Origin of the sequence: Streptomyces mutabilis (assembly GCF_014649815.1) — a bacterium.
Classification (GTDB): domain Bacteria; phylum Actinomycetota; class Actinomycetes; order Streptomycetales; family Streptomycetaceae; genus Streptomyces; species Streptomyces mutabilis.
In genome coordinates, this window is record NZ_BMTT01000002.1 from 681380 (window position 1) to 703525 (window position 22146).

Genomic DNA, 22146 nt, shown 5'->3' on the forward strand with positions numbered 1-22146 from the left:
GCGCATTGGCACAAAGGAGCGTGTGGCGTCGGACGTGCCGACTACATTCGGGGAGACGCCGGCCGCAGGCTGGAGGGCGACGCCCAAGGTACGTACGGATACAGGGGGTGAAGAGGCCGCATGGCGAAGAGGGACCTACCGCAGCGCTGGGACCGCAAGATGCAGCAGCGGCTGGCACGCGGCGAGGCCGCCGCCCTGGGTGAGCTGTACGACCGGTTCGCCTCGCTGGTGCACGGGCTCGCGCACCGCGTGCTCGACGACGAGCGGGCCGCCGACCATCTCACGCGCGACGTCTTCGCGCACGTCTGGGAGCATCCGGACGCCTACGACCCCCGGCAGGGCCCGCTGCGCACCTGGATCGCCGCGCTGACCCACCGGCTGGCCGTGCAGCGGCTGCGGACCACGGAGACGGCCGCCCTCGCCCGCGACGGCTCCGGGACCGTCGAGGAGCTGGAGAGCAAGGTGCGCCGCGCCTCGGTCGCCGCGCGGGCCGACTACATCGTCCAGTCCATGCCGGCGCCGCTGCGCGCCGCCCTGGAGCTGGCCTACTTCCAGCGCCGCGACTACCGCCAGACCGCCGCCGACCTCGGCGTCACGGAGGACGAGGCCCGCCGCCGCCTCCGCCTGGGCCTCCAGCTCCTGTCCACGGCCCGCGACGCCGGCGCCCCCGGGACGCCCGGAGCGCCGCCGGGATACGGGGGTGCGGCGTGAAGGGGGCGTACGACGAGGACGGGGGCGCGGACGCCCGGGGAAGCGGGAGCACCGGGGACGAGGACACGCAGGCGCGGGGCGGCCATGCCGAGCGGGGCAAGCCGGTCCGCCCGGGGAGTCCGGCCGTCCCCGGCACGCCCTCGGCCGACGGCGCCGCTCCGCCGGACGCCTCCGGCGGAGCGGCGCGGAACCGGGCCCCGGGCGGCCCGCGAGGGGACGACCGGCCGGACCCGGCCCCGGGGCCGGGCGGGACAGGCGGCTCAGCGTGGCGGGGCGGGCCGGGCAGCACGGCCGCTCCGGGAGGGCCAGGCAACACAGCCGGGCCCAGCGGACCAGGCAGCACAGCCGGACCCGGCGGGCGGCACGAACCCGACGGGCCGGGCGGGAGGCACGACGGGGACGAGCCCGGCGGGCCGGGCGGGTCGTCCCCCGGAGAGCCCGGCGGTCCCGCCCCGGCCCCCCGCATACCGCTCCCCCGCGCGTCCGCCGAGGACACCGGGCGAACGTTGCCCGACGTGGCCCCGGGCGGTCCCCTCACGCTGGAGCACCACGTACTGACGTCGCTCCTCGGCGCGTGGGCGCTGGCCGCCTGCTCGGCCGAGGAGGCGGCGGCGGTCGAGGAGCACATCGGTGAGTGCGCCCCCTGTGCCGACGAGGCGCTGCGGCTGCGCGACGCCGTGACCCTGCTCCAGCGGCCGGAGAGCCTCGACCTGGACCCGGCACTGCGCACCCGCGTCCTGGAGGGGTGCCTGGAGCGGCGCCCGCCGCGCATCCCCGTGCCCGAGTGGGCGACGCCGTACGACGCCGAGACCGCGCGGCTGGACGCGCTGCTGCAGGACTTCGAGGACGCCGAGTGGCACGCCCCGGTCCGGCTGCGCTGGTTCGAGGCCGACGGCGCCGCGAGCCGCCGTACCACCGTCGCCGGGGTCATCGCACACCTGCTGACGGTCGACGGGCTGGTCGCGTCCGCCCTCGGCCTCGCCGATCCGCTGGGCGACATCGCCGCGCCCACCTCCGCGCCGGCCGGCCGCACGGAGGCGTACTGGCGTGCCTCCCACTACCCGCCCACCCGCGCGGTGCGGGCGCCCTGGCGCGAGCAGAGCCACGGCATCGTCCGGACCGTTTCGTTCACCGGGGCAGCCGGCGGGATGCCCGTGTCGTACGGCGACTGCGAGCTGCCGCTGCACGACGCCATGCTGGACCGGGCGTTCGAGTGCTGGGTGCACGCGGAGGACATCGCGGACGCGGTCGACTACCCGTACGAGCCTCCCTCCGCGCGCCATCTGAACCGCATGGTCGACCTCGCGGCCCGGATGCTGCCGGGCGTCCTGGCCGAACGGCGCCGGGCCGGACTGGCCGCACCGGGCACTCGCCCACACCTGGTCACCGCGGGGGCGCCGGGGCGCAGCCTGCGGCTGGAGATCGAGGGATCGGGCGGCGGCGAGTGGCTGATCCCGCTGGACTCGCCGGGCGCGACGGGCTCCGCCGACCACGAGGTGGCCCATGTCGCCCTGGACGGCGTGGAGTTCTGCCGGCTGGCCGCGGGCCATGTGCCTCCGGCGGAGGCGGCGGCCGGTCAGGTGGGCGACCGCGAGGCGATCAGGGACGTCCTGTTCGCGGCGGCCAGCCTGAGCCGGATGTAGGGGCGGCTCACTCGACGCCGTCGCGGGGCGTGGCGGGCGCCGTGTGGAGGACCTCACGCGCCTGGTCCGCGGCGCGGACGATGCTCTCGGAGATGAAGTCGAGGAAGCGGGCGATGCTTTCCAGACGCTCCGCGGCCGGGGTGCCGGCGCCGAGGACACCGACGCCCTGACGTGCGGTCTCGGCCACCTGCAGGGTCCCACGGGCGCTGGCGATCATGGACTGGTACCAGACGTCGTCGTCGATGACGTACCGCTCGCGGCGCGACTCGTCGCGTTCCCGGCGGACCAGGCCCTGGCTGTCGAGGAACGCGACCGCCTTGGAGATGGACGCCGGGCTGACCTGGAGGCGCCGGACGAGTTCGGACGCGGTGAGGCTGCCCGTGTCGCTGACGCAGAGGCAGGCCATCACCCGGGCCATCATCTTCGGCGTGCCCGTCTGTATGAAGACCGTGGTCAGCGTCTCCTCGTACTCGCGCACGGCCTCGGCGTCACGTCCGTGGGCCTGCGGCAGCGCCTGCGACCCCCGGGGAGCGGGCTGCCTGCGGCGATGGGCGCGACGCTCGGTGGCCCGGTGCGCGAGGTCGGCGCGGTACGCGGTGGGACCGCCGTTGCGCATCACCTCGCGCGTGATCGTCGAGGTGGGGCGGTCGAGGCGTCTGGCGATCTCCGCGTAGGCGAGGCCGTCGGCCAGCCCCAGTGCGATCTGCTGACGTTCCTGCTGGGTGAGCCTGCCTCCCGGCATCGTGTCTCCTTCGCGCTCCCTTGGTGACGCCACTATAGCGTTCACTTCCTTTCCATTGCAACGGCCACTCCTTCTGATGTTGCGTTACCTTTCGATCCGATGCAACGATTAACCACCTTTGACCTGCATGTTTTCTACCACAGCGCAACAGAACTGTTGATGGATTCATAAAGGCAACGTAGCGTTTCGCATGTCAGAAACACCGATGAGTACAGGAGGGCACGATGCAGACCTTCGACACCCCGGCCCCGATCTCCGCCGTCCTCGACGTCCCCGCGGGACGCATCCAGTTCATCGCCGCGGACCGCGCCGACACCACGGTCGAGGTCCTGCCCGCGAACGCCTCGAAGGGGCGCGACGTGAAGGCGGCGGAGCAGACCAGGGTCGAGTTCGGCGACGGGATCCTGCGGATCGAGACCCCGGCGAACAACCAGCTTCTGGGCGCCTCCGGATCCATCGAGGTGACGGTCCGGCTGCCCGCCGGCTCCCGCGTCGAGGCCAGGACGGCCGCCACCGAGTTCCGGGGCGTCGGACGGCTCGGCGACGTCGGCTACGAGGGCGCACACGGCCCGGTCAAGGTCGACGAGGCCGCGAGCCTCCGCCTCACCACCGCCGCCGGCGACGTCTCGGTCGGTCGGCTGGGCGGTCCCGCCGAGATCAGCACCGCGAAGGGAGACATCCGGATCGCGGAGGCCGTGCGCGGCACCCTCACCCTGCGCACCCAGTCCGGCGACGTGTCGGTCGGCGCCGCCGCCGGGGTCTCCGCCTCCCTGGACGCCGGCACCTCCTACGGCCGCATCGACAACGCGCTCAGGAACACCGGCGGCACCCCCGGCCTGACCATCCACGCGACCACCGCCCACGGCGACATCACCGCCCGCAGCCTCTGAGGAGCAACAGTCATGACCCACCTGGCCATCGCGGCGAACGGACTGCGCAAGTCCTACGGCGACAAGACCGTCCTCGACGGTGTCGACCTGACCGTCCCCGAAGGAACGATCTTCTCCCTGCTCGGCCCGAACGGCGCCGGCAAGACCACCGCCGTCAAGATCCTCTCCACGCTCATCACGGCCGACGCCGGTGACATCCGCGTCGGCGGCCACGACCTCGCCACCCACGCCCAGGCCGTGCGGGCCGCGATCGGCGTCACCGGGCAGTTCTCCGCCGTCGACGGGCTGATCACCGGCGAGGAGAACATGCTCCTCATGGCGGACCTGCACCACCTCTCCCGCGACGAGGGCCGGCGGGTCGCCGCCGAGCTGCTGGAGCGCTTCGACCTCACCGAGGCCGCGAGGAAGCCCGCATCCACCTACTCCGGCGGCATGAAGCGCCGTCTCGACATCGCAATGACCCTGGTCGGCGACCCCCGGATCATCTTCCTCGACGAACCGACCACCGGCCTCGACCCGCGCTCCCGCCACAACATGTGGCAGATCATCCGCGAGCTCGTCTCCGACGGCGTCACCGTCTTCCTCACCACCCAGTACCTGGAGGAAGCCGACGAACTCGCCGACCGCATCGCCGTGCTCAACGGCGGCCGGATCGCCGCCGAAGGAACCGCGGAGGAGCTGAAACGGATGATCCCCGGCGGACACGTCCGCCTCCGCTTCACCGACCCCGCCGCCTACCGGTCCGCCGCCTCCGCACTGCACGAGAGCGCCAGGGACGACGAGGCGCTGGCCCTGCAGATCCCCAGCGACGGCAGCCAGCGCGCACTGCGCACCGTCCTGGACCGGCTGGACTCGGCCGGCATCGAGGCCGACGAGCTGACCGTGCACACCCCCGACCTCGACGACGTCTTCTTCGCCCTCACCGGCACCGCCACCGTCCCCGCCCAGACCGACCAGCCCAAGGAGACCGTCCGATGAGCAACCTCAACCTCGCCGTGCGCGACTCGTCCACGATGCTGCGCCGCAACCTCCTGCACGCCCGGCGCTACCCGTCCCTCACCCTGAACCTCCTGCTCACACCGGTCATGCTGCTGCTGCTCTTCGTCTACGTCTTCGGGGACGCGATGAGCGCCGGCATCGGCGGCGGCGACCGCTCCGACTACGTCGCCTACATCGTGCCGGGCCTGCTCCTGATGACCATCGGGTCCACCACGATCGGCACCGCGGTCTCCGTCTCCAACGACATGACCGAGGGCGTCATCGCCCGCTTCCGCACCATGGCCATCCACCGCGGCTCCGTACTCATCGGGCACGTCATCGGCAGCGTGGTGCAGTCGATCATGAGCGTGGTCCTCGTCGGCGCCGTCGGCCTGGCCATCGGCTTCCGCTCCGCGGACGCCACCGCCCTGGAGTGGCTGGCGGCCTTCGGGCTCCTCGTGCTCTTCACCGTGGCCCTGACCTGGATCGCCGTGGGGATGGGACTGGTCAGCCCGAACGCGGAGGCCGCCAGCAACAACGCGATGCCGCTGATCTTCCTCCCGCTGATCTCGAGCACCTTCGTCCCGGTCGACTCCATGCCCGGCTGGTTCCAGCCCGTCGCCGAGTACCAGCCGTTCACGCCCGCCGTCGAGACCCTGCGCGGTCTCCTCCTGGGCACCGGGATCGGCCACAACGGGTGGCTCGCCCTCGTCTGGTGCCTCGCCCTCACCGCGCTCGGCTACTTCTGGTCGACCTCGAAGTTCGACAGCGACCCGAAGTAGACCGCCGTGACCACGCGGGCCGAGTCACTCCTCGGCCGCCGATCCGTTCCGCCCCAGGGCGGCGTACTCCGGCACACGCCGGCGTCACGCCGCCCTTCCGGCGTTCCGGGGGACCAGTACGACGGCCCCAGGCGCCGACGCGCCGACGGCCTAGGCGAAGACGACCGTCCGCCGGCCGTTCAGCAGGATCCGGTGCTCCGCGTGCCACTTGACCGCCCGCGCCAGCGCCTGGCACTCCACGTCCCGCCCGACGGCGACCAGCTGGTCCGGCGTGACGTCGTGGCCGACCCGCTCGACCTCCTGCTCGATGATCGGTCCCTCGTCGAGGTCCGCCGTCACGTAGTGCGCGGTCGCGCCGATCAGCTTCACGCCCCGCGCGTGCGCCTGGTGGTACGGCTTGGCGCCCTTGAAGCTCGGCAGGAAGGAGTGGTGGATGTTGATGATCCGGCCGCTGAGCTGCTTGCACAGGTCGTCCGAGAGGACCTGCATGTAGCGGGCCAGCACCACGAGTTCGACGTTTGCCTCGCGCACGAGCTCCAGCAGCCGCGCCTCGGCGTCCGCCTTCGTGTCCTTCGTCACGGGAATGTGGTGGAAGGGGATGTCGTACGACCCCACCAGCTCAGCGAAGTCCGTGTGGTTGGAGACCACGGCCGCGATCTCCACCGGCAACGCGCCGGTCCGGGCCCGGAAGAGCAGGTCGTTCAGGCAGTGCCCGAACTTGCTGACCATGAGCACGATGCGCATCTTCTGGTCGGCCCGGTTGATCTGCCAGTCCATCTGGAAGGCGTCGCCGATCGCCGTGAAGCTGGCCCGCAGCTTGTCCACGGTCACCGGCTCGTCGGCCGAGAAGTGGACCCGCATGAAGAACAGTCCCGTGTCGTGGTCGCCGAACTGCTGGCTGTCCTCGATGTTGCAGCCGGTCATGAACAGGTAGCTCGACACGGCGTGCACGATGCCCTGCTTGTCGGGGCAGGACAGGGTGAGGACGTACTGGCCGGCCGGGGCGGCGGCCGACGGGACGGCGACGGAGGACTGCTCGTTCATGCAGGACAGGGTCCCATATCCCGGCCCGCCGCCCGAGCGCCGTCCCGTCAGGCGGACCGGGTCAGGATCCGCAGCAGCTCCAGCGAGCGCGGCTCCGCCTCCGGGTCCTCGCCGTCACCGGTGGCCAGCCGCAGGTGCGCGTCGCGCGCCGCGCGCACCGCCTCCGGCCAGTCCGGGTGGTCGAGATAGGCGTTCACCGGCGCGTCCGGCCCCACCTGGTGCATGATCCTCAGTACGCGCAGCACGGCGGTGTCGACGAGCGCCGCCTCCTGCGAGTCCCGGAAGACCGTGCCCACGTACTTCTCCGCCGACCAGTGGTCCAGCCAGGTGTCCTCCACCAGCCGGTACACCGCGTCGGTGACGTCGCCGTAGCCGTCCACACCGGCCAGCCAGACGTCCCGCTGGAAGGCGGGGGCGGAGAGCATGTGCAGCGCGGAGCGCACGTTGCTGCGCCAGCGCCACCACGGCATGTCGTTGAGGGGCATGCCGCCCATGGTGGAGGAGCGACGGCCGCGACGGGAAGAGTTCTCCGAACCTTGCACGGTCATCGATCGTACGTTCCTCATTCGGGACGGCTCACCGACCCCCGCAATTCACCTCCGTGTCACCGCACATTGACCACAGGTCACCTCCGGGTTGGCCGTGTGACGGAATCGTGCGGGTACATGACCGGAAGGCGTCCCACCCGCAGCAGCTTCCTCCGCCGCCCGAGCGGCCGCTCCCGGGCCACCCGTACCGGCGCGTTGTCGGCGGGCGCGCTGGTGGCGTGCGTGTCGCTCGCCGCCGGCTGCGGGGTCTTCCCCGGTACCACGGGGGGTTCCGAGGACGACCCGATCACCGTCATGACCTGGGCGCCGCAGGAAACGGGCGCGACCAACAAGCCGGGCATGACGTCCTTCGCGCAGGCCTACGCCCGCTGGGTCAATGCGAACGGCGGCATCGGCGGCCGTCGGCTCAACGTGCTGACCTGCAACGACCACAACGACGGGGTGACCGCGGCCAAGTGCGCCCGGCGTGCCGTCAACGAGGAGGCGGTCGCGGTCGTCGGCTCCTACAGTCAGCACGCCGACTCCTTCTTCCCCGTGCTGGAGGGCGCCGGCATCCCGTACATAGGCGGCTACGGCATCACCAACGCGGAGTTCACCAGCCCCCTGTCCTACCCGGTCAACGGCGGCCAGCCCGCGCTGCTGGCCGGCCTCGGCAGCGCGCTCGCCGACTCCTGCGGACCCGTCACCCTCGTCCGTCCCGACACCATCGCGGGCGACCAGCTCCCCGTCCTGCTCGACGCGGGGCTCACCTCGGGCGGACACGAGCGCGCCCAGGACCAGCGGGCGGCCGAGGACGCCACCGAGTACGGCGGCCAGTCCGCTCGGGCCCTGGAGCACGCGACCGGTGATCCCGTGGACCCGGGGTGCGTGGTGCCCGTCCTCGGCGACCGCACCGGCACCTTCATGGACTCCTTCCGCCGGGCCCGCGAGGACTACCCCGACGTGCGGACCGCGAGCGTGCTCGGCAGCGTCGACCAGACCACGGTCAACGCGAGCGGCGGGACGTCCGGACCCTACGAGGGGGCGTACGTCACGGGCTGGTACCCGGAAGTGGACGACCCGGCCTGGAACGGGATGAAGAAGGTGATCGAACAGGAGGCGTTCGGCGACAACGACGTCGACGCGGCGGACGCCGGGGTGCAGACCACCTGGATCGCGTACACCGTCCTCAAGAAGGTCCTCGAGTCGCTCGGCGACGGCGAGGTGAGCGCCCACACCGTCCGGCGGGCCCTCGACGGCGGCCTGAAGGTCGGCACGGACGGACTCACCCCGGCCCTCCAGTGGACGTTCGCCGGCAAGCTCGCGTCGGTCGGCTTCCCGCGCCTGGTCAACACCGAGGTCACCCTGCAGGTCGTACGGCAGGGCCGGCTGGTCTCCGCCCGCCAGGGCGCCGTGGACACCACCCGCACCCTGCAGAACGCCGACGTGGTCTGAGCGGGCCCCGGCCGCGCCGGGGTCGCCGTCCGGGCCGGCCGGAGCCGAGGTGGGCCGGTCGAGCCGGGCGCGCCGGTCAGAGCTGGGTGGGCCCGCGCTCCGTCAGGCCGTACTGCTTGGCGATGGCGTTCCAGAGCTTGGCCGCCTTGGCCTTCTCCGTGCTCGCCGTGCCGCTCTCCCGGTTGGCCTCCTTGGGCTGGGTGGCGGCCTTGCCCTTCTTGCAGCCCTTCTTCCCGGCCGTCCGGTCGGCCCAGGCCGCGTAGTGATCGTCGGCCGACGCGGATGCCTGCCACGCCTTGGTGAGAGCGGTGGTCAGCTCGGTGTGCCGCGGCAGCTTGTCCACGGACAGCTCGGAGAGGCTGGTGACCAGCCCGGTGCGCTGCTTGGCGGCCGCGCGCAGGTCCTTGGCCGCCTGGGCCAGGTTGTCGCAGGACTTCACGTCGGCCACGGCGTTGATCACCGTGGTCCGGCCGGTGCCGCTCTCGGCCAGCAGCTTGTCCAGCGCGACGGCCTGCTCCCGGGCCGGGTCGACCGACGGTGACGCGGGGGCCGACGCGGACTCGGAGACCACCGGGGCCGTCGCGGAGACGGGCTGGTTGTCGCCCTTGGCCTCCTCCCCGCCGCCGTTGGCCATCATCGCGCCGGCGCCGATGCCGACGACGGCGATCCCGACGCCCACGGCCGCGAGCAGCGGCACGCGCGAGCCGGCGCGCCCGCCGTGTCCGCCCCGGCCGCCGTCGTCGTGACCGCCGCGCCGCCTGCCGCCGCCACCGCCCGGGCCCTGCGGGGCGTAGGCGGAGGGGCCGCCGGGGTGGGCTGCCCGCGGCTCGTCGAAACGGGGCATCTGCTGGGTGGAGGAAGCCGGTCCGTCCGCGCCCGGGGCGCTGCGGAAGAGGCTGTCGAACTCGGCGGGGGGCTGCCGCCCTTCGTCGCCGCCGGGCGCGACGCCGAACGAGGCCGGGGCGGCTGGGCCGCCGGGCACCGGCGCGATGAACTGCGTGGCCTCGGCGTCGGGGGTGGCGGGGGCCGGCTGGTACCCGGGCGTGGGCTGTGCGGGGTACTGCGGTGGTGTGCCGAGGAACTGCGTGGACTCGGAGTACTGGGGCCGGGCGGGTCTCTCCGGGGGCAGCGCGCCCGGGGAGACGGGGGGTATGTACTGCGTGGCGCCCTCGTCGGCGAAGTTCCCCGCCGCGGGTATCGGGGGCATGTACTGCGTCGCGCCCTCGTCGGCGGGAGCGGCCCCGACGGGCGGCAGGTACTGGGTGGCGCCCTCGTCGGCGGGAGGGAGCGGGGCGGCGGCCTGCTGCTGGACCACCGCGGGGGGCTGCCCGTGCGGACCGGCCTGACCGAGCGCCCCGTACTGGTCGTACTGCCCCTGCTGCCCGTACGGCGGCTGCGCCCCGTGAGCCTGGCCACCGGCAGATCCGCCGGGCGCCTGGCTGCCGTACGCACCGCCGTACGCCTGCTCTCCGGACTGTCCCCCGTACGCCTGACCGTCGAACGATCCGCCGTACGCCTGACCACCGCCGGACCCCCCGTACGTCTGGCCGCCGGCAGGCCCCCCGTACCCCGGGCCGGCCTGCGCACCCTCCGGGGGCAGCGGACCCGGGCCCGCCTGGGGCGGCAGAGCGCCGGGGGACTGGGCAGGGCCGCTCTGCGCGGGCCAGGCGTGCGCGGCGGACGGCTGGGAACCGGCCTCCGGGGACCCCCAGGGCTGGGCGTCGGGCGGAGTGGGCCAGCCCTGTCCGGGGGCCGGGCTCTGCTGATCGGGCCCCCACGGCTGGTCCCAGGGCTGGGCGGCGGGCGGCGCCGAGGCAGGGCCGGCCGACGCGCTCGCGCCGGTCAGGCCCGGCAGCAACGGCTCGCCACCGTCCGAGGGCAGCACGATGCCTTCGCGCGCTTGTCGCGGCGAGGGCTCCTCGCCCTGTCCACTCTGCGTCACCGGGACTCCTACGAATGGGGGACCTTCGGGATCGTCGGCTCACGCTACCGGGTCCCCGGAGCCCACTGCCACGCTGCCCGGGGCGTCAACTCCTTCCCTGTGACCGCAGTAACAAAACCGGACCGCTCCACGCTGGACATGCCTCTTCCGTCACACCGCAGGCGTCACCCGCCCGTTCACGCGGCAGCGGGCCCCTCGTTCACGCGGCCGTCCGCAGATCCAGCCGCGCCCCGAACTCCCGCACCACCGCCTCCTCGCGGTACGGCTCCAGCCGCGCCTGGAAGTCCTCCAGGTACTCGGCGCCCCGGTTCGAGCGCAGACTTCCGAGGAGTTCCACGGCCTTCGTCGCCGTGGTGCAGGCCTGTTCGACCTCGCGCTGCTGCACCTGGGCCGTGGCCAGCAGCACATGGCCGATGGCCAGCCTGCGCGCCCGCGACTCGGGGTGCCCGTCCAGCGCCTGCCGGGCGCACCGCGCCGCCGCGTCGGCCTCCCCGAGGTCCCGGTGGCAGTGCGCCAACTCGTCGGCGAGATAGGCCTCGTCGAAGTGCGCGATCCACACCGGGTCGTCCCCGGCCGCCGGATCCGCCGCGTCCATCGCGGTGACCGCCCGTCCTGCCGCCGTGTGGGCCGCCCGTACGTCGCCGAGCAGCGCGTGCCCGCGGGCCTCCGCCGCGTGGAACATCGCCTCCGCGCGGGGCGTCACCCGCCCGCGCGCCCCCTCCTGTGCGGCGCGCGCCAACTGCGCGATCTCCCGCGGGTTCCCGAGCTGCGCGGCGAGGTGGCTCATGGAGGCCGCGAGCACGTACCCGCCGTAACCGCGGTCGCCGGCCGCCTGCGCCAGCCGCAGTGACTGGATGTAGTACCGCTGGGCGAGGCCGGGTTGGCCGGTGTCGACGGCCATGTACCCGGCGAGTTCGGTCAGCCGCGCGACCGTGGCGAACAACTCCCGTCCCACCGCCTCCCGGTAGGAGCCCGCGAGCAGCCCGGAGACCACGCTGTTCAGGTAGTGCACGACGACCGGGCGCACGTGCCCGCTGCCGTGCTGGTGGTCCAGCTCCACCAGCGCCTGCGTCATCGCCCGCACCGCCGCCACGTCGGAGGGCCCCACCCGCGGCCCGGCCGAGCGCGACACCTGCGAGTCGGGGGCGGAAATCAGCCAGTCCCGGCTGGGCTCGACGAGCGCGGACGCGGCGACGGAGGAGCCGGACAGGAAGTCCCGCCGCCCCACGTCGCTGCGCCACAACTCGCAGACCTGCTCGATGGCTCCCAGTACCGTCGGCGAGAACTGGAGGCCGACACCCGAGGCGAGGTTCTTGCCGTTGGCCATGCCGATCTCGTCGATCGTGACCGTCCGGCCGAGCTTGCGTCCGAGCGCCTCGGCGATGATGGCCGGTGCCCGGCCGCGCGGTTGCTGCCCGCGCAGCCAACGGGCCACCGAGGTCTTGTCGTACCGCAGGTCGAGCCCGTGCTCGACCCCGCACACATTGACCCGGCGGGCGAGGCCCGCGTTCGAGCAGCCCGCTTCCTGAATGAGCGCCTGCAGTCGTTCGTTCGGCTGCCGCGCGACGAGAGGCCTTGCGGCCATGGCGTAACCCCCATGCGGTCTCATGCGGTTTCGATGCTGTCCCGGCGGTTCCCGAAGGTCCGGAAAATCCGGCCGTGAAGATCAATGCCCCGTCGTTGTGCCGACAATGCGAGACTTGCGAAGCTTGCGAAAGATCGGTCGCTTGCGAGGATTGCCGGGGTGACTGCCCGCGTCGGCCCCAGACGTGGCTACCCAGCTCCCGCGGCGAATCCTCCCGCGCGCCCCCGCACATGCACCCATGCGCCCCGGATGCGGAATCGATGCTCCTCCCCCGCGCGCGCCAGCGCCGTAACCCGCGGTGAGCACGGGAGTTGAGTTCCACGTGACAGAGACCATCCCCGCCACCGAAGCCGCCCAGATCCCGCAGCAGCGCGGCGCGTCGCTGCTGGAGACCGCCGTACGCTATGCCGAGGAGCGCCACTGGGACGTGGTCCCCGGCACCTGGCTGGAAGCAGCCGACGGGGTGCAGCGCTGCTCCTGCGGCGACCCGGCGTGCGCCGCCCCGGGCGTGCACCCGGCGAGCGGGGACTGGGCGACCCAGGCGACGGGCACCGCGACCGTCGCCCGCCGGTTGTGGCAGAAGCACCCGACGGCGTCGATCCTGCTGCCCACGGGGCGCACGTTCGACGCGATCGACGTGCCGGAGACCGCGGGGTTCCTGGCGCTGGCGCGGATGAAGCGGATGGAGCTGACGCTGGGGCCGGTGACGCTGACGCCGGACCGGCGGATGCGGTTCTTCGTCCTTCCGGGGGCCGCCGCCAAGGTGCCGGAGCTGGTCCGGAAGCTGGGGTGGTCTCCGCGGCTCCTCGATCTCACCGCGCTCGGCGAGGGGGCGTACGTGGCTGCGCCGCCCACGCGGTACGGGACGCGGGGGGCCGTGCAGTGGGCCTGCCGGCCGACGGCGGCGAATCGGTGGCTGCCGGACGTGGAGGAGTTGGTGTCGCCGTTGGCGTATGCGTGCGGGCGGGATCGTTAGGGGGCGCCTTCTCGTCCGCCGGGCTGCCGTGTTCCGGCGGCCGCCCGCTGTATGTGGTTGATCGCGCCCGCGCGGCGGAGCCGCACATCGGCGCAGCCCCGCGCCCCCTTCAGGGGCGCTTCTCCCTCTCAGAGTGCCGAGTTGACGGAGGGAGGAGTGGTGAGTGTGAGCGCCGTACGGGTTCAAGGGCTCTGGAAGCGGTTCGGGCAGCAGGTCGCCGTGGGCGGGATCGATCCGGAGCCGCCCGCGGGCAAGTTCGTCGGACTCGTCGGGCCGAACGGGGCCGGGAAGACCACCACCCTCTCCGGCACCCGCGGCGAGCCGTTCAGATGTACAGCCAGTTCGGGCAGGACACGTCCGCGTTCTGGATGGTGGCGATGACCATCGCGTCGACCAGGGACGCCTGCGTGGAACTGCGCGCCCGCGCGCTGGCCCTGCCGCTGGTCACCCTGCCGTACGCGACTGTCGTCACCGTCCTGACCACGGCGATGCTCGGCGACTGGCGGACCCTGCCCGAGACGCTGGGCCTGTCCTTCGCGCTGCTCGGCGCGATGCTGGCTACCGGGGCGTGGACCTCGGCACGCTTCCCGTACTCCATCCCGCGGGAGGGCTACAGGAACGTCGCCCCCGGTCAGGTGGGGCCGGCCTGGGTCTCGATCTTCGGCGGCATGGTCGGCACGGCCCTGCTGTGCGCCCCCGTGATCGCGCTGACCATCTGGCTGAACGTGCGCCGGGCGGTGGAAGACCGCCGTGAGGACCCCGGACGCGGTCAGCCGTTGCCGAGGGCGTCCAGGAACGGCTCGATGGCCGCTCGCCACGCCTCCGGCTGGTCGTAGTGGACGAGGTGGCCGGCGTCGGCGACCTCCGCGTACTGGCCGTGCGGCAGCACGCGGACCATCTCCTGCGCCTCGGCGCGGCCCAGCTCGCCGTCGAGGCCGCGGACGACGAGGGTGGGGCAGCGGACCTGGGCCAGCTCCTCCCAGTGGGCGTCGTACACCCATGTCTCGCGGGACCGCAGCATGTGCTCCGGCTCGAAGACCGGCCGCCAGCCGTCCGGGGACTCGGCCATCACCTCGGCGTAGAACTCGCCCCGGGCCGGATTCGGGCGCTCCACCCACGGATCGTCCTCGCCGAACCACTTGCGTACGTCGGCGAGGGTGGCGAAGGGGACCGGCCAGGCGCGGAACCACTCGGCCCAGGTGTGCTGCGAGGCCCCGCCGAGTGCGGAGGCCCGCATGTCGCAGATGATCAGGCCGCGGACCAGGTCGGGACGCTTGGCCGCGAGCTGCCAGGCGGTCAGCGCGCCCATGGCGTGGCCGATCAGGACGGCCGGGCCGAGACCGAGCTGCTCCAGGGCGGCCTCGGCGTCCTCCACGTAGGCATCCCTGGTGTAGGAGCCCCGCGGCGGTTTGTCGCTGCGGCCGTGGCCGCGCTGGTCGAGGGCGACGGCCCGATGGCGGGCGGCGAGCCAGCGGGCCGTGGGGGCCCAGTGGGACGCGCGGCCCATCAGGCCGTGCAGTAACAGCACGCCCGGCAGCTCACCGGCCGGGGCGGGGGACCCACCGGGGTGGCCCGTCCGGTCCGGATGGCCGGCGTGGCCCGTGGGGTCCGTGGGGCCCGTATGGTCGAACCGGTCGGTCTTGGGAGGGTCGCCGAACTCCCAGGCCGCGAGGCGTACGCCCCCCGCGCCGGTCACGTCGATGCGTCGCGCCATGGATCCTGGCACCCCCAAGCTCCGCTCGGACCGCCCGCCCTGCCGGGCCGGCCGTTCCTGTGAACCGTGTCCTGCCTGCCGTGCCTGTCGTTGTCGCCGTGACCGGCCGCCGTCTGCACGGCCGTCCGACGCCCGCAGAATACCGAACACCTATTCGAAGATGCCGTCCCGGCGCCCAACACCCCTCATTCGAGTGACCCCCCTCAGGGATTGATCGCCGCCGCCGAGGGGAGATCTTCAACGGGAGGCGGACCGCTCGGGGAAAACGGTCCGAGGGGATTGACCCTGAGAGCTCGGGGCTCCGGGTCAGCACAGGGGAGGACAGGCCCCGGCGCCACACGGCGCCGGGGCCCTCTCCGTCTCAGCAGCACGCCCCTCCCCCTCTCCGGTCGGGGCGACATCGCTGTCGCACCACGGCCCAGAGCCCTCACGTCATATGCCCTGCGCCACAGCCTTGCACGCGCAGGGGCCGGAGGCTGCGATTCGTCGCACCGAATCCCGGAATCGGCGGGATTCGCGCCATGGCGCGAATCCGGCCCGCACCGCGCGGAGCCGACGGCCCGACGACCGTCAGCGCTTGGCGACGAACACGTGCGAGGCGGTCTCCGACTCCAGCTCCGCCGCCTCACCGCCGCTGCCCACCAGCACGCCGCCTGCCGACTCCGTCACGCTCACCACCGAGCCGGGCTGCACGCCCGCCCGGCGCAGCGTGTACATCAGCTGCGCGTCCGTCTGGATCGGCTCGCCGATGCGGCGCACGACGACCGTCTTGCCCTCCACGCCCGGGTCCAGGTCGGCGAGGGACACCATCCCCTCGTCCAGGAACGGGTCGGCGCCGTCGGTCTCGCCCAGCTCCTCAAGGCCCGGGATCGGGTTGCCGTACGGCGACTCCGTCGGGTGCCGCAGCAGCTCCAGCACCCGGCGCTCGACGGCCTCGCTCATCACGTGCTCCCAGCGACAGGCCTCGGCGTGCACCTGCTCCCACTCCAGGCCGATCACGTCGACGAGCAGGCACTCCGCGAGCCGGTGCTTGCGCATCACCCGCGTGGCCAGCCGGCGGCCCTCGTCGGTCAGCTCCAGATGCCGGTCGGCCGCCACGGACACCAGACCGTCGCGCTCCATCCGCGCCACCGTCTGGCTGACCGTCGGACCGCTCTGATCGAGCCGCTCGGCGATCCGGGCGCGCATCGGGACCACACCTTCCTCCTCCAGCTCCAGAATGGTGCGGAGGTACATCTCCGTGGTGTCGATCAGTCCGGACATACGTGCCCCTTGATGAGATTGCCGGAGGCTACGGCCCACCGGCGCGTGCGCTGGCCCTGCGACCAATTCTGACGCATACCACCGACAACCGTGCCGCGCCGCCGAACCCCGCCACCCGCACGAGCCGCACACCGGGCTCCACGCCGTATTGACACCGCACTGGTCCAGACCGCACGGTGATCCGCGACGCAGCCACACCGAAGGGGTCCCGCATGAGCGACCGCACGCCGGCCGGCCAGTTCATCGACGCCGCGATCGGCCTCCTGCGACGGGTCCGCGACGAGGAGGCCGACTCCATCGAGGCGGCCGGCGCGCTGCTCGCCGACACCGTGCTCGGCGGCGGCCGGCTCTTCGCCTTCGGCGCCGGCCACTCCTCCCTCGCCGCACAGGACGTCGTCTACCGCGCCGGCGGCCTCGCGCTGATGAACCTGCTCGCCGTGCCCGGTGTCGTCGGCGTCGACGTCATGCCGGCCACGCTCGGCTCCGCGCTGGAGCGGGTCGACGGCCTCGCCGGCGTCGTACTGGACTCCTCGCCGCTCCGCGAGGGCGACGCCCTGGTGATCATCTCCCTGTCCGGGCGCAACGCGCTGCCCGTGGAGATGGCCATGAACGCCCGCGCCCTGGGCGTACGCGTCATCGGCGTGACGTCGGTGGCGTACGCCTCCGAGACCAAGTCGCGGCACGCCTCCGGCACCTTCCTCAAGGACCATTGCGACATCGTGCTGGACTCCAAGATCGCCGTAGGCGACGCCGAACTCACGCTCGACACCGTCCCGGCGCCCTTCGCGCCCGCCTCCACGGTCGTCACCAGTGCCCTGATGCAGGCCATGACGGCCACGGCAGCCGCCGCCCTCGCCGACCGCGGCGTCGAACCGCCCCTGCTGCGCTCGGGCAACGTCGACGGCGGCCACGAGTGGAACGGCCGCGTGATGGACCAGTACGGGGACCGGATCTTCTACCGCCGCTGAGCCGACCGGCCCCGACCCACGACATCGACCCACGGCATCGATCCGGGGAACCGTCCGGAACACCCCTACCGCTGCCCTACCGCTGCCGTTGCCGTTCCTCCACCGCCCCGGCCAGATCCAGCGCCGCCGCGATGCGCACCGCCACGTCCTCGGCGTACACCGCGTCCGAGCGCTCGAACGCGCTCCGGCCCGAGCCGCGCAGAAACGTCACGACGCCCAGCGTCCGCCCCCGGCTGCGCAGGACCGCGCACAGGGCGTGCACCGTGTCCGCCGGCCACTGCCGGGCCGTCGCCCACTCCCGCACCCGCTCCGCCGGCATCGCCCGTACACCGGCACTGGCCCGCACCGAACCCGCCCGCTCCACGCACTGCACCGCCGGGTGCCCCTCGCCGTAGCGCACCGGCATCCCCGACGTCCCGGCCGGCACGCTCGGCCCCGGCGCGCCCGACGGCGTCGCCGCCACCCGCACCAGCCGCACCGGCCCCGCCGCCTCCGGAACCACCGCCTCGGTGTTCCCCGCCCGGTGGCCCGTCTCCCCCACCACCCGGTCGATCAAGGCGTGGTCGGCAAATCCGGCCAACGCGAAGTCCAGGTGGACGATCGCCGCCTCCACGGGATCCTCGCACTCCGCCGCCGCCCGCGCAGCCCGGTGCAGCTGGTTGGAGCGAAAGCGCAGCAGCGCCGCCTCCTGCTCGGCCTGCCTGCCCTCCGTGACGTCCTGGAACAGCCAGCCGACACCCAACGGCACCGGCTCCTCCGCCAGCGGCGACGCCAGCCGCACGAACCCGCTGCGCCAGCACCGGCGCCGCTCACCCTCCGGCGTACGCACACTCACCCACACCTCGGCGGGCCCGGGCGGCGCACCCTCCGCCAGCACGTGGGCCAGCGCGCTCTCCAGCTCCTCCACACCCTGCGCGAGCAGCTCACCGAGCGGCCGTCCCAGTACGGACGTACGCCCGGCTCCCAGGGCACGCGCCGCGTGGGCGTTCACGACGGCCGGCCGCAGATCCGCGTCCACCAGCACGACGCCCCAGCTCGCGTCCTCCAGCAGGGCCTCGCTCAGCGCGATCGAGCGCTCCAGGTCGATCTGCGCGTGCACCTCGCTGAACGCGCAGTACACCCCCGCGGGCCGCCCGTCGGGACCGCGCACGGCCGCGGACTGGGTGCGCACCAGCACCCGCCCGCCGTCCTTGGTGAGCAGCGCGAACTCGTGCACCTGCCGCCCCGGGGCACGCATCGCGGACAGCAGCCGCTCCTCGACCTCCCCGGCGTCCGCCCGGCGCACGGCCCACCCGGCGAACCCCTGCCGCCCCACGGCCTCGGCGGCGCTCCAGCCCAGGATCCGCTCCGCCTCGCGGTTCCAATGGGTGACCACTCCGTCCGCGTCGAACGCGCACAGGGCCGCGTCCATGCCGTCGAGCAGCGCGGCCAACAGGTCCGCGCCGTCCCGCTCCGGCTGTTCCGGCTGTTCCGGCTCTTCCGGCCCCAGCTCGTCGGTGGTCCCACTACGCCGGGAAGCACTCACCTGGACCCCCTGCAGGCTGCGTCACTGGCCTTCATTCAACTCGAACGTGATGCAGCACACACCGGGTTCCCGCAAGATTGCGGAAATCGTTGTACTGCGGAAACTCGGCATACGCCCCCGTCAAGACGGGGTCGCCGCGAGCCTCAGTTCGACCCACTCGTCGCTCTCCCCATCCAACACGTACCGGTCCCGCTCCACGAACCCACGCCCCTCGGCGAACCGCAACCCGTCACCGTTCGCCGCCAGCACCACGGTCTCCACCACCCCCGCGCCGAGCGCCCGCGCCCGCGCCATGCCCGCCTCGTGGAGCGCCGTGCCGATCCCGCGCCCCCGGAACGCGGGCAGCACCCGGGCGATCACGGTCGCCACCCGCTCCTCCCCCTCGGGCGGCCGCACGGTGGAGCACCCGACGAGCACGTCCCCGAGATAGGCGTTGGCCAGCCGGTACCGCGCAGCACGCTCCCGCGCCTCCTGCGGACCCATCGCCGCGCGCGGCACGACCTCGTTGTGCACGTACCGCCACCCCTCCACCATGGCGTCCCCGTCACCGCCACGGCCCACCTCCACGGCCTCCATCCGCAGCCCCGGCCCGGGTCCGACCGGCCCGCGCCGCGCGTCCACCTCGACCTCGATCCGCATCCGCTCGTCCGCGAGCCCGCACACCATCATGGTCACGGCCGGCCGCACCTCGCCGAACGGGAGATCGTCATCGACGCGTAGTCGAACCCGGTCGTCCCCGACACGTGCACCCGGTCCCCGTCCACGACGGCCCGCGCGTACCCGATCCGCTCCTCGAAGACCGAACCACTGACGATCGCCCGCCTCACCGACGGTTCCCCATGCCGCTGCGTCATGGGCGGAACGGTAGGTGACCAGCCCGGACGCGTCCATGGAGATCGGCATCGGGACGGACGCCGGAGGGGCGTCGTACCGGCCGCGGAAAAAGCCGTTGATTCGATGGCCGACCAGTTCTTAGGGTGAGCCGTACACGAGAAGGGAGGTGGTTCGGCAGATGTATGAATACCGGACGCGTGAGGTGACTGCGGGCTAGCGGCTCGCCACCACACTCAGTGCGGTGCCGGACCAGTGCGCGAACGACGCGTGCAGCCGGCCCAATCCCGAGCAGTCACCCGACCCGCGAGTCGCCGGTACGTCCGGCCGGCTCCTCTTCCGGAGGAACCAGACTCGCGGGTCGTCTGCGTGTACGGGGCCGGCGTCAGCTCGCGATGGTGTCGTAACCCTCGATCTCGCGCGGGTCGCGGGAGCCGGGGCCGACGTAGCGGGCCGAGGGGCGGACCAGGCGGCCGGTGCGCTTCTGTTCCAGGATGTGCGCGGACCAGCCGGCCGTGCGGGCGCAGGTGAACATCGAGGTGAACATGTGCGCCGGGACCTCGGCGAAGTCCAGCATGATGGCCGCCCAGAACTCGACGTTGGTGGCCAGGACCCGGTCGGGGCGGCGGGCGTGGAGTTCCGTCAGGGCGGCCTTCTCCAGGGCCTCGGCGACCTCGTAGCGGGGGGCGCCCAGTTCGCGGGCGGTGCGGCGCAGGACGCGGGCTCGGGGGTCCTCGGCGCGGTAGACGCGGTGGCCGAAGCCCATGAGACGCTCGCCCGCGTCGAGGGTCTTCTTGACGTAGGCCTCGGCGTCGCCTGTGCGTTCGATCTCCTCGATCATGTGCAGGACGCGGGAGGGGGCGCCGCCGTGCAGCGGGCCGGACATGGCTCCGACGGCTCCGGAGAGGGCGGCGGCCACGTCGGCGCCGGTGGAGGCGATGACGCGGGCGGTGAAGGTGGAGGCGTTCATGCCGTGCTCGGCGGCGGAGGTCCAGTAGGCGTCGACGGCGGCGACGTGCCTGGGGTCGGGTTCGCCGCGCCAGCGGATCATGAAGCGTTCGACGACGGACTGGGCCTTGTCGATCTCGCGCTGCGGGACCATGGGCAGGCCCTGCCCCCGGGCGGACTGGGCGACGTAGGACAGGGCCATGACGGCGGCGCGGGCCAGGTCGGCGCGGGCCTGCTCGGCGTCGATGTCGAGGAGCGGTTCGAGGCCCCAGACCGGCGCCAGCATGGCGAGGGCGGACTGGACGTCGACGCGGACGTCGCCGGAGTGCACGGGAATCGGAAAGGGCTCGGCGGGCGGCAGGCCGGGGTTGAAGGCGCCGTCGACGAGCAGGCCCCATACGTTCCCGAAGGAGACGTGCCCGACGAGGTCCTCGATGTCGACACCGCGGTAGCGGAGGGCACCGCCTTCCTTGTCGGGTTCGGCGATCTCCGTCTCGAACGCGACGACTCCTTCGAGTCCGGGTACGAAGTCGGACATCAGGCGGCTCCTCGTGATCGTGATGTGTGGCGACCGGCCCGTCTCGGATCACCGGGTCCTGGGGATCCGCGGTCGTACGACGACTCGCGGTCCTGGTCTGCGGTCACCCCTGTGATGCCCCGTTCGGCCGAGGGTCATCCAACCGGGACGGGACCAGCACGATATCTCTGAGTGCCACCTTTGGGGAGGGGTCGCGGCACTGGGTGCCACATGGTGACGAGGGACGCAGTGGGGGGCGCGGTGATACGGCAGGATGGCCGGTGTGACCGACCGCGATGCCGTCCCCTTCGATCTCGCCTCGATGCGCAAGCAGTACCGGGCCGAGGGGCTCTCAGAGTCCGATCTGGCCGCCACGCCCGTGGAGCAGTTCGCGCGCTGGTTCAAGCAGGCCGCGACGGAGGGCGGGCTGTTCGAGCCGAACGCCATGGTCGTCTCCACGGCGGACGCTGAGGGCCGGCCCAGTTCCCGCACGGTGCTCCTGAAGCACTTCGACGAGCAGGGGTTCGTCTTCTACACCAACTACGGGTCGCGCAAGGGCCGTGAGCTGCACGAGAACCCGCACGTGTCGCTGCTGTTCCCGTGGCATCCGATGGCCCGGCAGGTCGTCGTGACAGGGACGGCCCGGCGCACCGGCCGGGACGAGACCGCCGGGTACTTCCGGACCCGGCCGCACGGCTCGCAGTTGGGCGCGTGGGCCAGCGCCCAGTCGTCCGTGGTGGCGGGCCGGGAGGCCCTGGACGCCGCGTACGCCGAGCTGGCGGCGCGGTATCCGGAGGGCGAGCGGGTGCCGGTGCCGCCGCATTGGGGCGGGTTCCGGGTGGTGCCGCAGACGGTGGAGTTCTGGCAGGGGCGGGAGAACCGGCTGCACGACCGGTTGCGGTACGTGGCTCGGGCGGACGGGGGATGGCGGGTGGAGCGGCTCGCCCCCTGACGCCCCCACGCGACCGGAGTTCCGGAACGGCGCGCGGTGCATGTGCCTGCTCGTCGCCCTCGTCGCCCACGAGACCGAGCTCGTGTCGGGTCCGTGGTGGAGATCAGGACCGCTGGTGAAAATCGCGGCAGCCTTCCGTGCCGTTCGCCACAG

At 73.0% G+C, this 22146-nt stretch carries 18 protein-coding genes and 3 pseudogenes; 11 read left to right on the forward strand and 10 right to left on the reverse strand.

Annotated elements, in window-relative coordinates:
• Nucleotides 1-120 precede the first annotated feature (120 nt).
• Together IE142_RS07370 and IE142_RS07375 are read left to right on the forward strand one after the other, a co-directional pair.
• Complete coding sequence (locus IE142_RS07370; protein WP_191884915.1) at nt 121-711, forward strand: sigma-70 family RNA polymerase sigma factor; 591 nt, start codon at nt 121-123, stop codon at nt 709-711.
• Nucleotides 708-2354 carry a zf-HC2 domain-containing protein gene (locus IE142_RS07375; RefSeq protein WP_370466311.1) on the forward strand — a complete coding sequence of 549 codons (1647 nt, stop codon included), beginning with the start codon at nt 708-710 and terminating at the stop codon, nt 2352-2354. The genes IE142_RS07370 and IE142_RS07375 overlap by 4 nt, the downstream gene beginning before the upstream one ends.
• Before the next feature lie 7 nt (nt 2355-2361).
• On the opposite strand, the gene IE142_RS07380 is transcribed toward IE142_RS07375, so the two are convergent.
• Entirely contained in the window at nt 2362-3096 is a 735-nt protein-coding gene (locus IE142_RS07380; RefSeq protein ID WP_191884916.1) for a helix-turn-helix domain-containing protein, read from the reverse strand.
• A gap of 224 nt (nt 3097-3320) precedes the next feature.
• Between IE142_RS07380 and IE142_RS07385 the strand changes: the two genes are divergently transcribed.
• The 3 genes from IE142_RS07385 to IE142_RS07395 are packed head-to-tail and all read left to right on the forward strand — an operon-like array spanning nt 3321 to nt 5746.
• Nucleotides 3321-3986: a DUF4097 family beta strand repeat-containing protein gene (locus IE142_RS07385; RefSeq protein ID WP_191884917.1), complete on the forward strand. Its 666-nt coding sequence runs from the start codon at nt 3321-3323 to the stop codon at nt 3984-3986.
• 12 nt (nt 3987-3998) lie between these two features.
• Nucleotides 3999-4964 (forward strand): ATP-binding cassette domain-containing protein, encoded by a 966-nt coding sequence (locus tag IE142_RS07390; RefSeq protein WP_191884918.1) that lies wholly within the window; start codon nt 3999-4001, stop codon nt 4962-4964.
• Complete coding sequence (locus IE142_RS07395) at nt 4961-5746, forward strand: ABC transporter permease (RefSeq protein WP_191884919.1); 786 nt, start codon at nt 4961-4963, stop codon at nt 5744-5746. Before IE142_RS07390 ends, IE142_RS07395 begins: the two co-directional genes overlap by 4 nt.
• Nucleotides 5747-5896: 150 nt before the next feature.
• Here the strand turns inward: IE142_RS07395 and purU are convergent, their stop codons facing one another.
• Nucleotides 5897-6790: a formyltetrahydrofolate deformylase gene (gene purU / locus IE142_RS07400; RefSeq protein WP_191884920.1), complete on the reverse strand. Its 894-nt coding sequence runs from the start codon at nt 6788-6790 to the stop codon at nt 5897-5899.
• 47 nt (nt 6791-6837) lie between these two features.
• Nucleotides 6838-7338, reverse strand: coding sequence for an SCO4402 family protein (locus tag IE142_RS07405; RefSeq protein WP_043381596.1), 501 nt, complete (start codon nt 7336-7338; stop codon nt 6838-6840).
• 117 nt (nt 7339-7455) lie between these two features.
• On the opposite strand from IE142_RS07405, the gene IE142_RS07410 reads away from it, so the two are divergent.
• On the forward strand, nt 7456-8772 hold the full coding sequence (locus tag IE142_RS07410; protein ID WP_191884921.1) for an ABC transporter substrate-binding protein: 1317 nt from the start codon (nt 7456-7458) through the stop codon (nt 8770-8772).
• A gap of 76 nt (nt 8773-8848) precedes the next feature.
• Here IE142_RS07410 and IE142_RS07415 read toward each other — a convergent pair whose 3' ends face one another.
• Both IE142_RS07415 and IE142_RS07420 read right to left on the reverse strand, forming a co-directional pair.
• Nucleotides 8849-10714 carry a hypothetical protein gene (locus tag IE142_RS07415; RefSeq protein ID WP_229830217.1) on the reverse strand — a complete coding sequence of 622 codons (1866 nt, stop codon included), beginning with the start codon at nt 10712-10714 and terminating at the stop codon, nt 8849-8851.
• 199 nt (nt 10715-10913) lie between these two features.
• On the reverse strand, nt 10914-12299 hold the full coding sequence (locus IE142_RS07420; protein ID WP_191884922.1) for an NsdA family TPR-like regulatory protein: 1386 nt from the start codon (nt 12297-12299) through the stop codon (nt 10914-10916).
• Between the two features lie 322 nt (nt 12300-12621).
• Between IE142_RS07420 and IE142_RS07425 the strand changes: the two genes are divergently transcribed.
• The 3 genes and pseudogenes from IE142_RS07425 to IE142_RS07430 form a co-directional block, all read left to right on the forward strand.
• A complete protein-coding gene (locus IE142_RS07425) occupies nt 12622-13275 on the forward strand; it encodes a bifunctional DNA primase/polymerase (protein ID WP_191884923.1) in 654 nt (217 codons plus the stop codon).
• 141 nt (nt 13276-13416) lie between these two features.
• A pseudogene (locus IE142_RS36380) lies at nt 13417-13593 on the forward strand (ABC transporter ATP-binding protein); the annotation flags it as partial.
• A gap of 5 nt (nt 13594-13598) precedes the next feature.
• Nucleotides 13599-14021 (forward strand): annotated as a pseudogene (locus IE142_RS07430) (transporter); the annotation flags it as partial.
• 23 nt (nt 14022-14044) lie between these two features.
• Here the strand turns inward: IE142_RS07430 and IE142_RS07435 are convergent.
• Nucleotides 14045-14989, reverse strand: a complete 945-nt coding sequence (locus IE142_RS07435) for an alpha/beta fold hydrolase (protein ID WP_191884924.1) — start codon at nt 14987-14989, stop codon at nt 14045-14047.
• Between the two features lie 570 nt (nt 14990-15559).
• A complete protein-coding gene (locus IE142_RS07440; RefSeq protein WP_100046119.1) occupies nt 15560-16252 on the reverse strand; it encodes an iron-dependent transcriptional repressor DtxR in 693 nt (230 codons plus the stop codon).
• A gap of 212 nt (nt 16253-16464) precedes the next feature.
• Here IE142_RS07440 and IE142_RS07445 point away from each other — a divergent pair, with 212 nt between their 5' ends.
• Entirely contained in the window at nt 16465-17220 is a 756-nt protein-coding gene (locus tag IE142_RS07445) for an SIS domain-containing protein (protein ID WP_191884925.1), read from the forward strand.
• 76 nt (nt 17221-17296) lie between these two features.
• Here IE142_RS07445 and IE142_RS07450 read toward each other — a convergent pair whose 3' ends face one another.
• The 3 genes and pseudogenes from IE142_RS07450 to IE142_RS07465 form a co-directional block, all read right to left on the reverse strand.
• Nucleotides 17297-18745: a PAS domain-containing protein gene (locus IE142_RS07450; protein WP_191884926.1), complete on the reverse strand. Its 1449-nt coding sequence runs from the start codon at nt 18743-18745 to the stop codon at nt 17297-17299.
• Nucleotides 18746-18865: 120 nt separating this feature from the next.
• Nucleotides 18866-19599, reverse strand: a pseudogene (locus IE142_RS07455) (GNAT family N-acetyltransferase).
• A 362-nt stretch (nt 19600-19961) separates the two neighbouring features.
• Nucleotides 19962-21062, reverse strand: a complete 1101-nt coding sequence (locus IE142_RS07465) for a citrate synthase 2 (protein WP_043381618.1) — start codon at nt 21060-21062, stop codon at nt 19962-19964.
• 253 nt (nt 21063-21315) lie between these two features.
• On the opposite strand from IE142_RS07465, the gene pdxH reads away from it, so the two are divergent.
• Nucleotides 21316-21993: a pyridoxamine 5'-phosphate oxidase gene (gene pdxH, locus IE142_RS07470; protein ID WP_191884927.1), complete on the forward strand. Its 678-nt coding sequence runs from the start codon at nt 21316-21318 to the stop codon at nt 21991-21993.
• Nucleotides 21994-22146: the final 153 nt, after the last annotated feature.

Excerpts from the sequence above, each read along its gene's own strand:
- IE142_RS07370 (WP_191884915.1), top strand. The coding sequence starts at position 121 with ATGGCGAAGAGGGACCTACCGCAGCGCTGGGACCGCAAGATGCAGCAG.
- IE142_RS07380 (WP_191884916.1), bottom strand. The coding sequence starts at position 3,096 with ATGCCGGGAGGCAGGCTCACCCAGCAGGAACGTCAGCAGATCGCACTG.
- IE142_RS07385 (WP_191884917.1), top strand. The coding sequence starts at position 3,321 with ATGCAGACCTTCGACACCCCGGCCCCGATCTCCGCCGTCCTCGACGTC.
- IE142_RS07390 (WP_191884918.1), top strand. The coding sequence starts at position 3,999 with ATGACCCACCTGGCCATCGCGGCGAACGGACTGCGCAAGTCCTACGGC.
- IE142_RS07395 (WP_191884919.1), top strand. The coding sequence starts at position 4,961 with ATGAGCAACCTCAACCTCGCCGTGCGCGACTCGTCCACGATGCTGCGC.
- purU (WP_191884920.1), bottom strand. The coding sequence starts at position 6,790 with ATGAACGAGCAGTCCTCCGTCGCCGTCCCGTCGGCCGCCGCCCCGGCC.
- IE142_RS07405 (WP_043381596.1), bottom strand. The coding sequence starts at position 7,338 with ATGACCGTGCAAGGTTCGGAGAACTCTTCCCGTCGCGGCCGTCGCTCC.
- IE142_RS07410 (WP_191884921.1), top strand. The coding sequence starts at position 7,456 with ATGACCGGAAGGCGTCCCACCCGCAGCAGCTTCCTCCGCCGCCCGAGC.
- IE142_RS07420 (WP_191884922.1), bottom strand. The coding sequence starts at position 12,299 with ATGGCCGCAAGGCCTCTCGTCGCGCGGCAGCCGAACGAACGACTGCAG.
- IE142_RS07435 (WP_191884924.1), bottom strand. The coding sequence starts at position 14,989 with ATGGCGCGACGCATCGACGTGACCGGCGCGGGGGGCGTACGCCTCGCG.
- IE142_RS07440 (WP_100046119.1), bottom strand. The coding sequence starts at position 16,252 with ATGTCCGGACTGATCGACACCACGGAGATGTACCTCCGCACCATTCTG.
- IE142_RS07445 (WP_191884925.1), top strand. The coding sequence starts at position 16,465 with ATGAGCGACCGCACGCCGGCCGGCCAGTTCATCGACGCCGCGATCGGC.
- IE142_RS07465 (WP_043381618.1), bottom strand. The coding sequence starts at position 21,062 with ATGTCCGACTTCGTACCCGGACTCGAAGGAGTCGTCGCGTTCGAGACG.
- pdxH (WP_191884927.1), top strand. The coding sequence starts at position 21,316 with ATGGCCGGTGTGACCGACCGCGATGCCGTCCCCTTCGATCTCGCCTCG.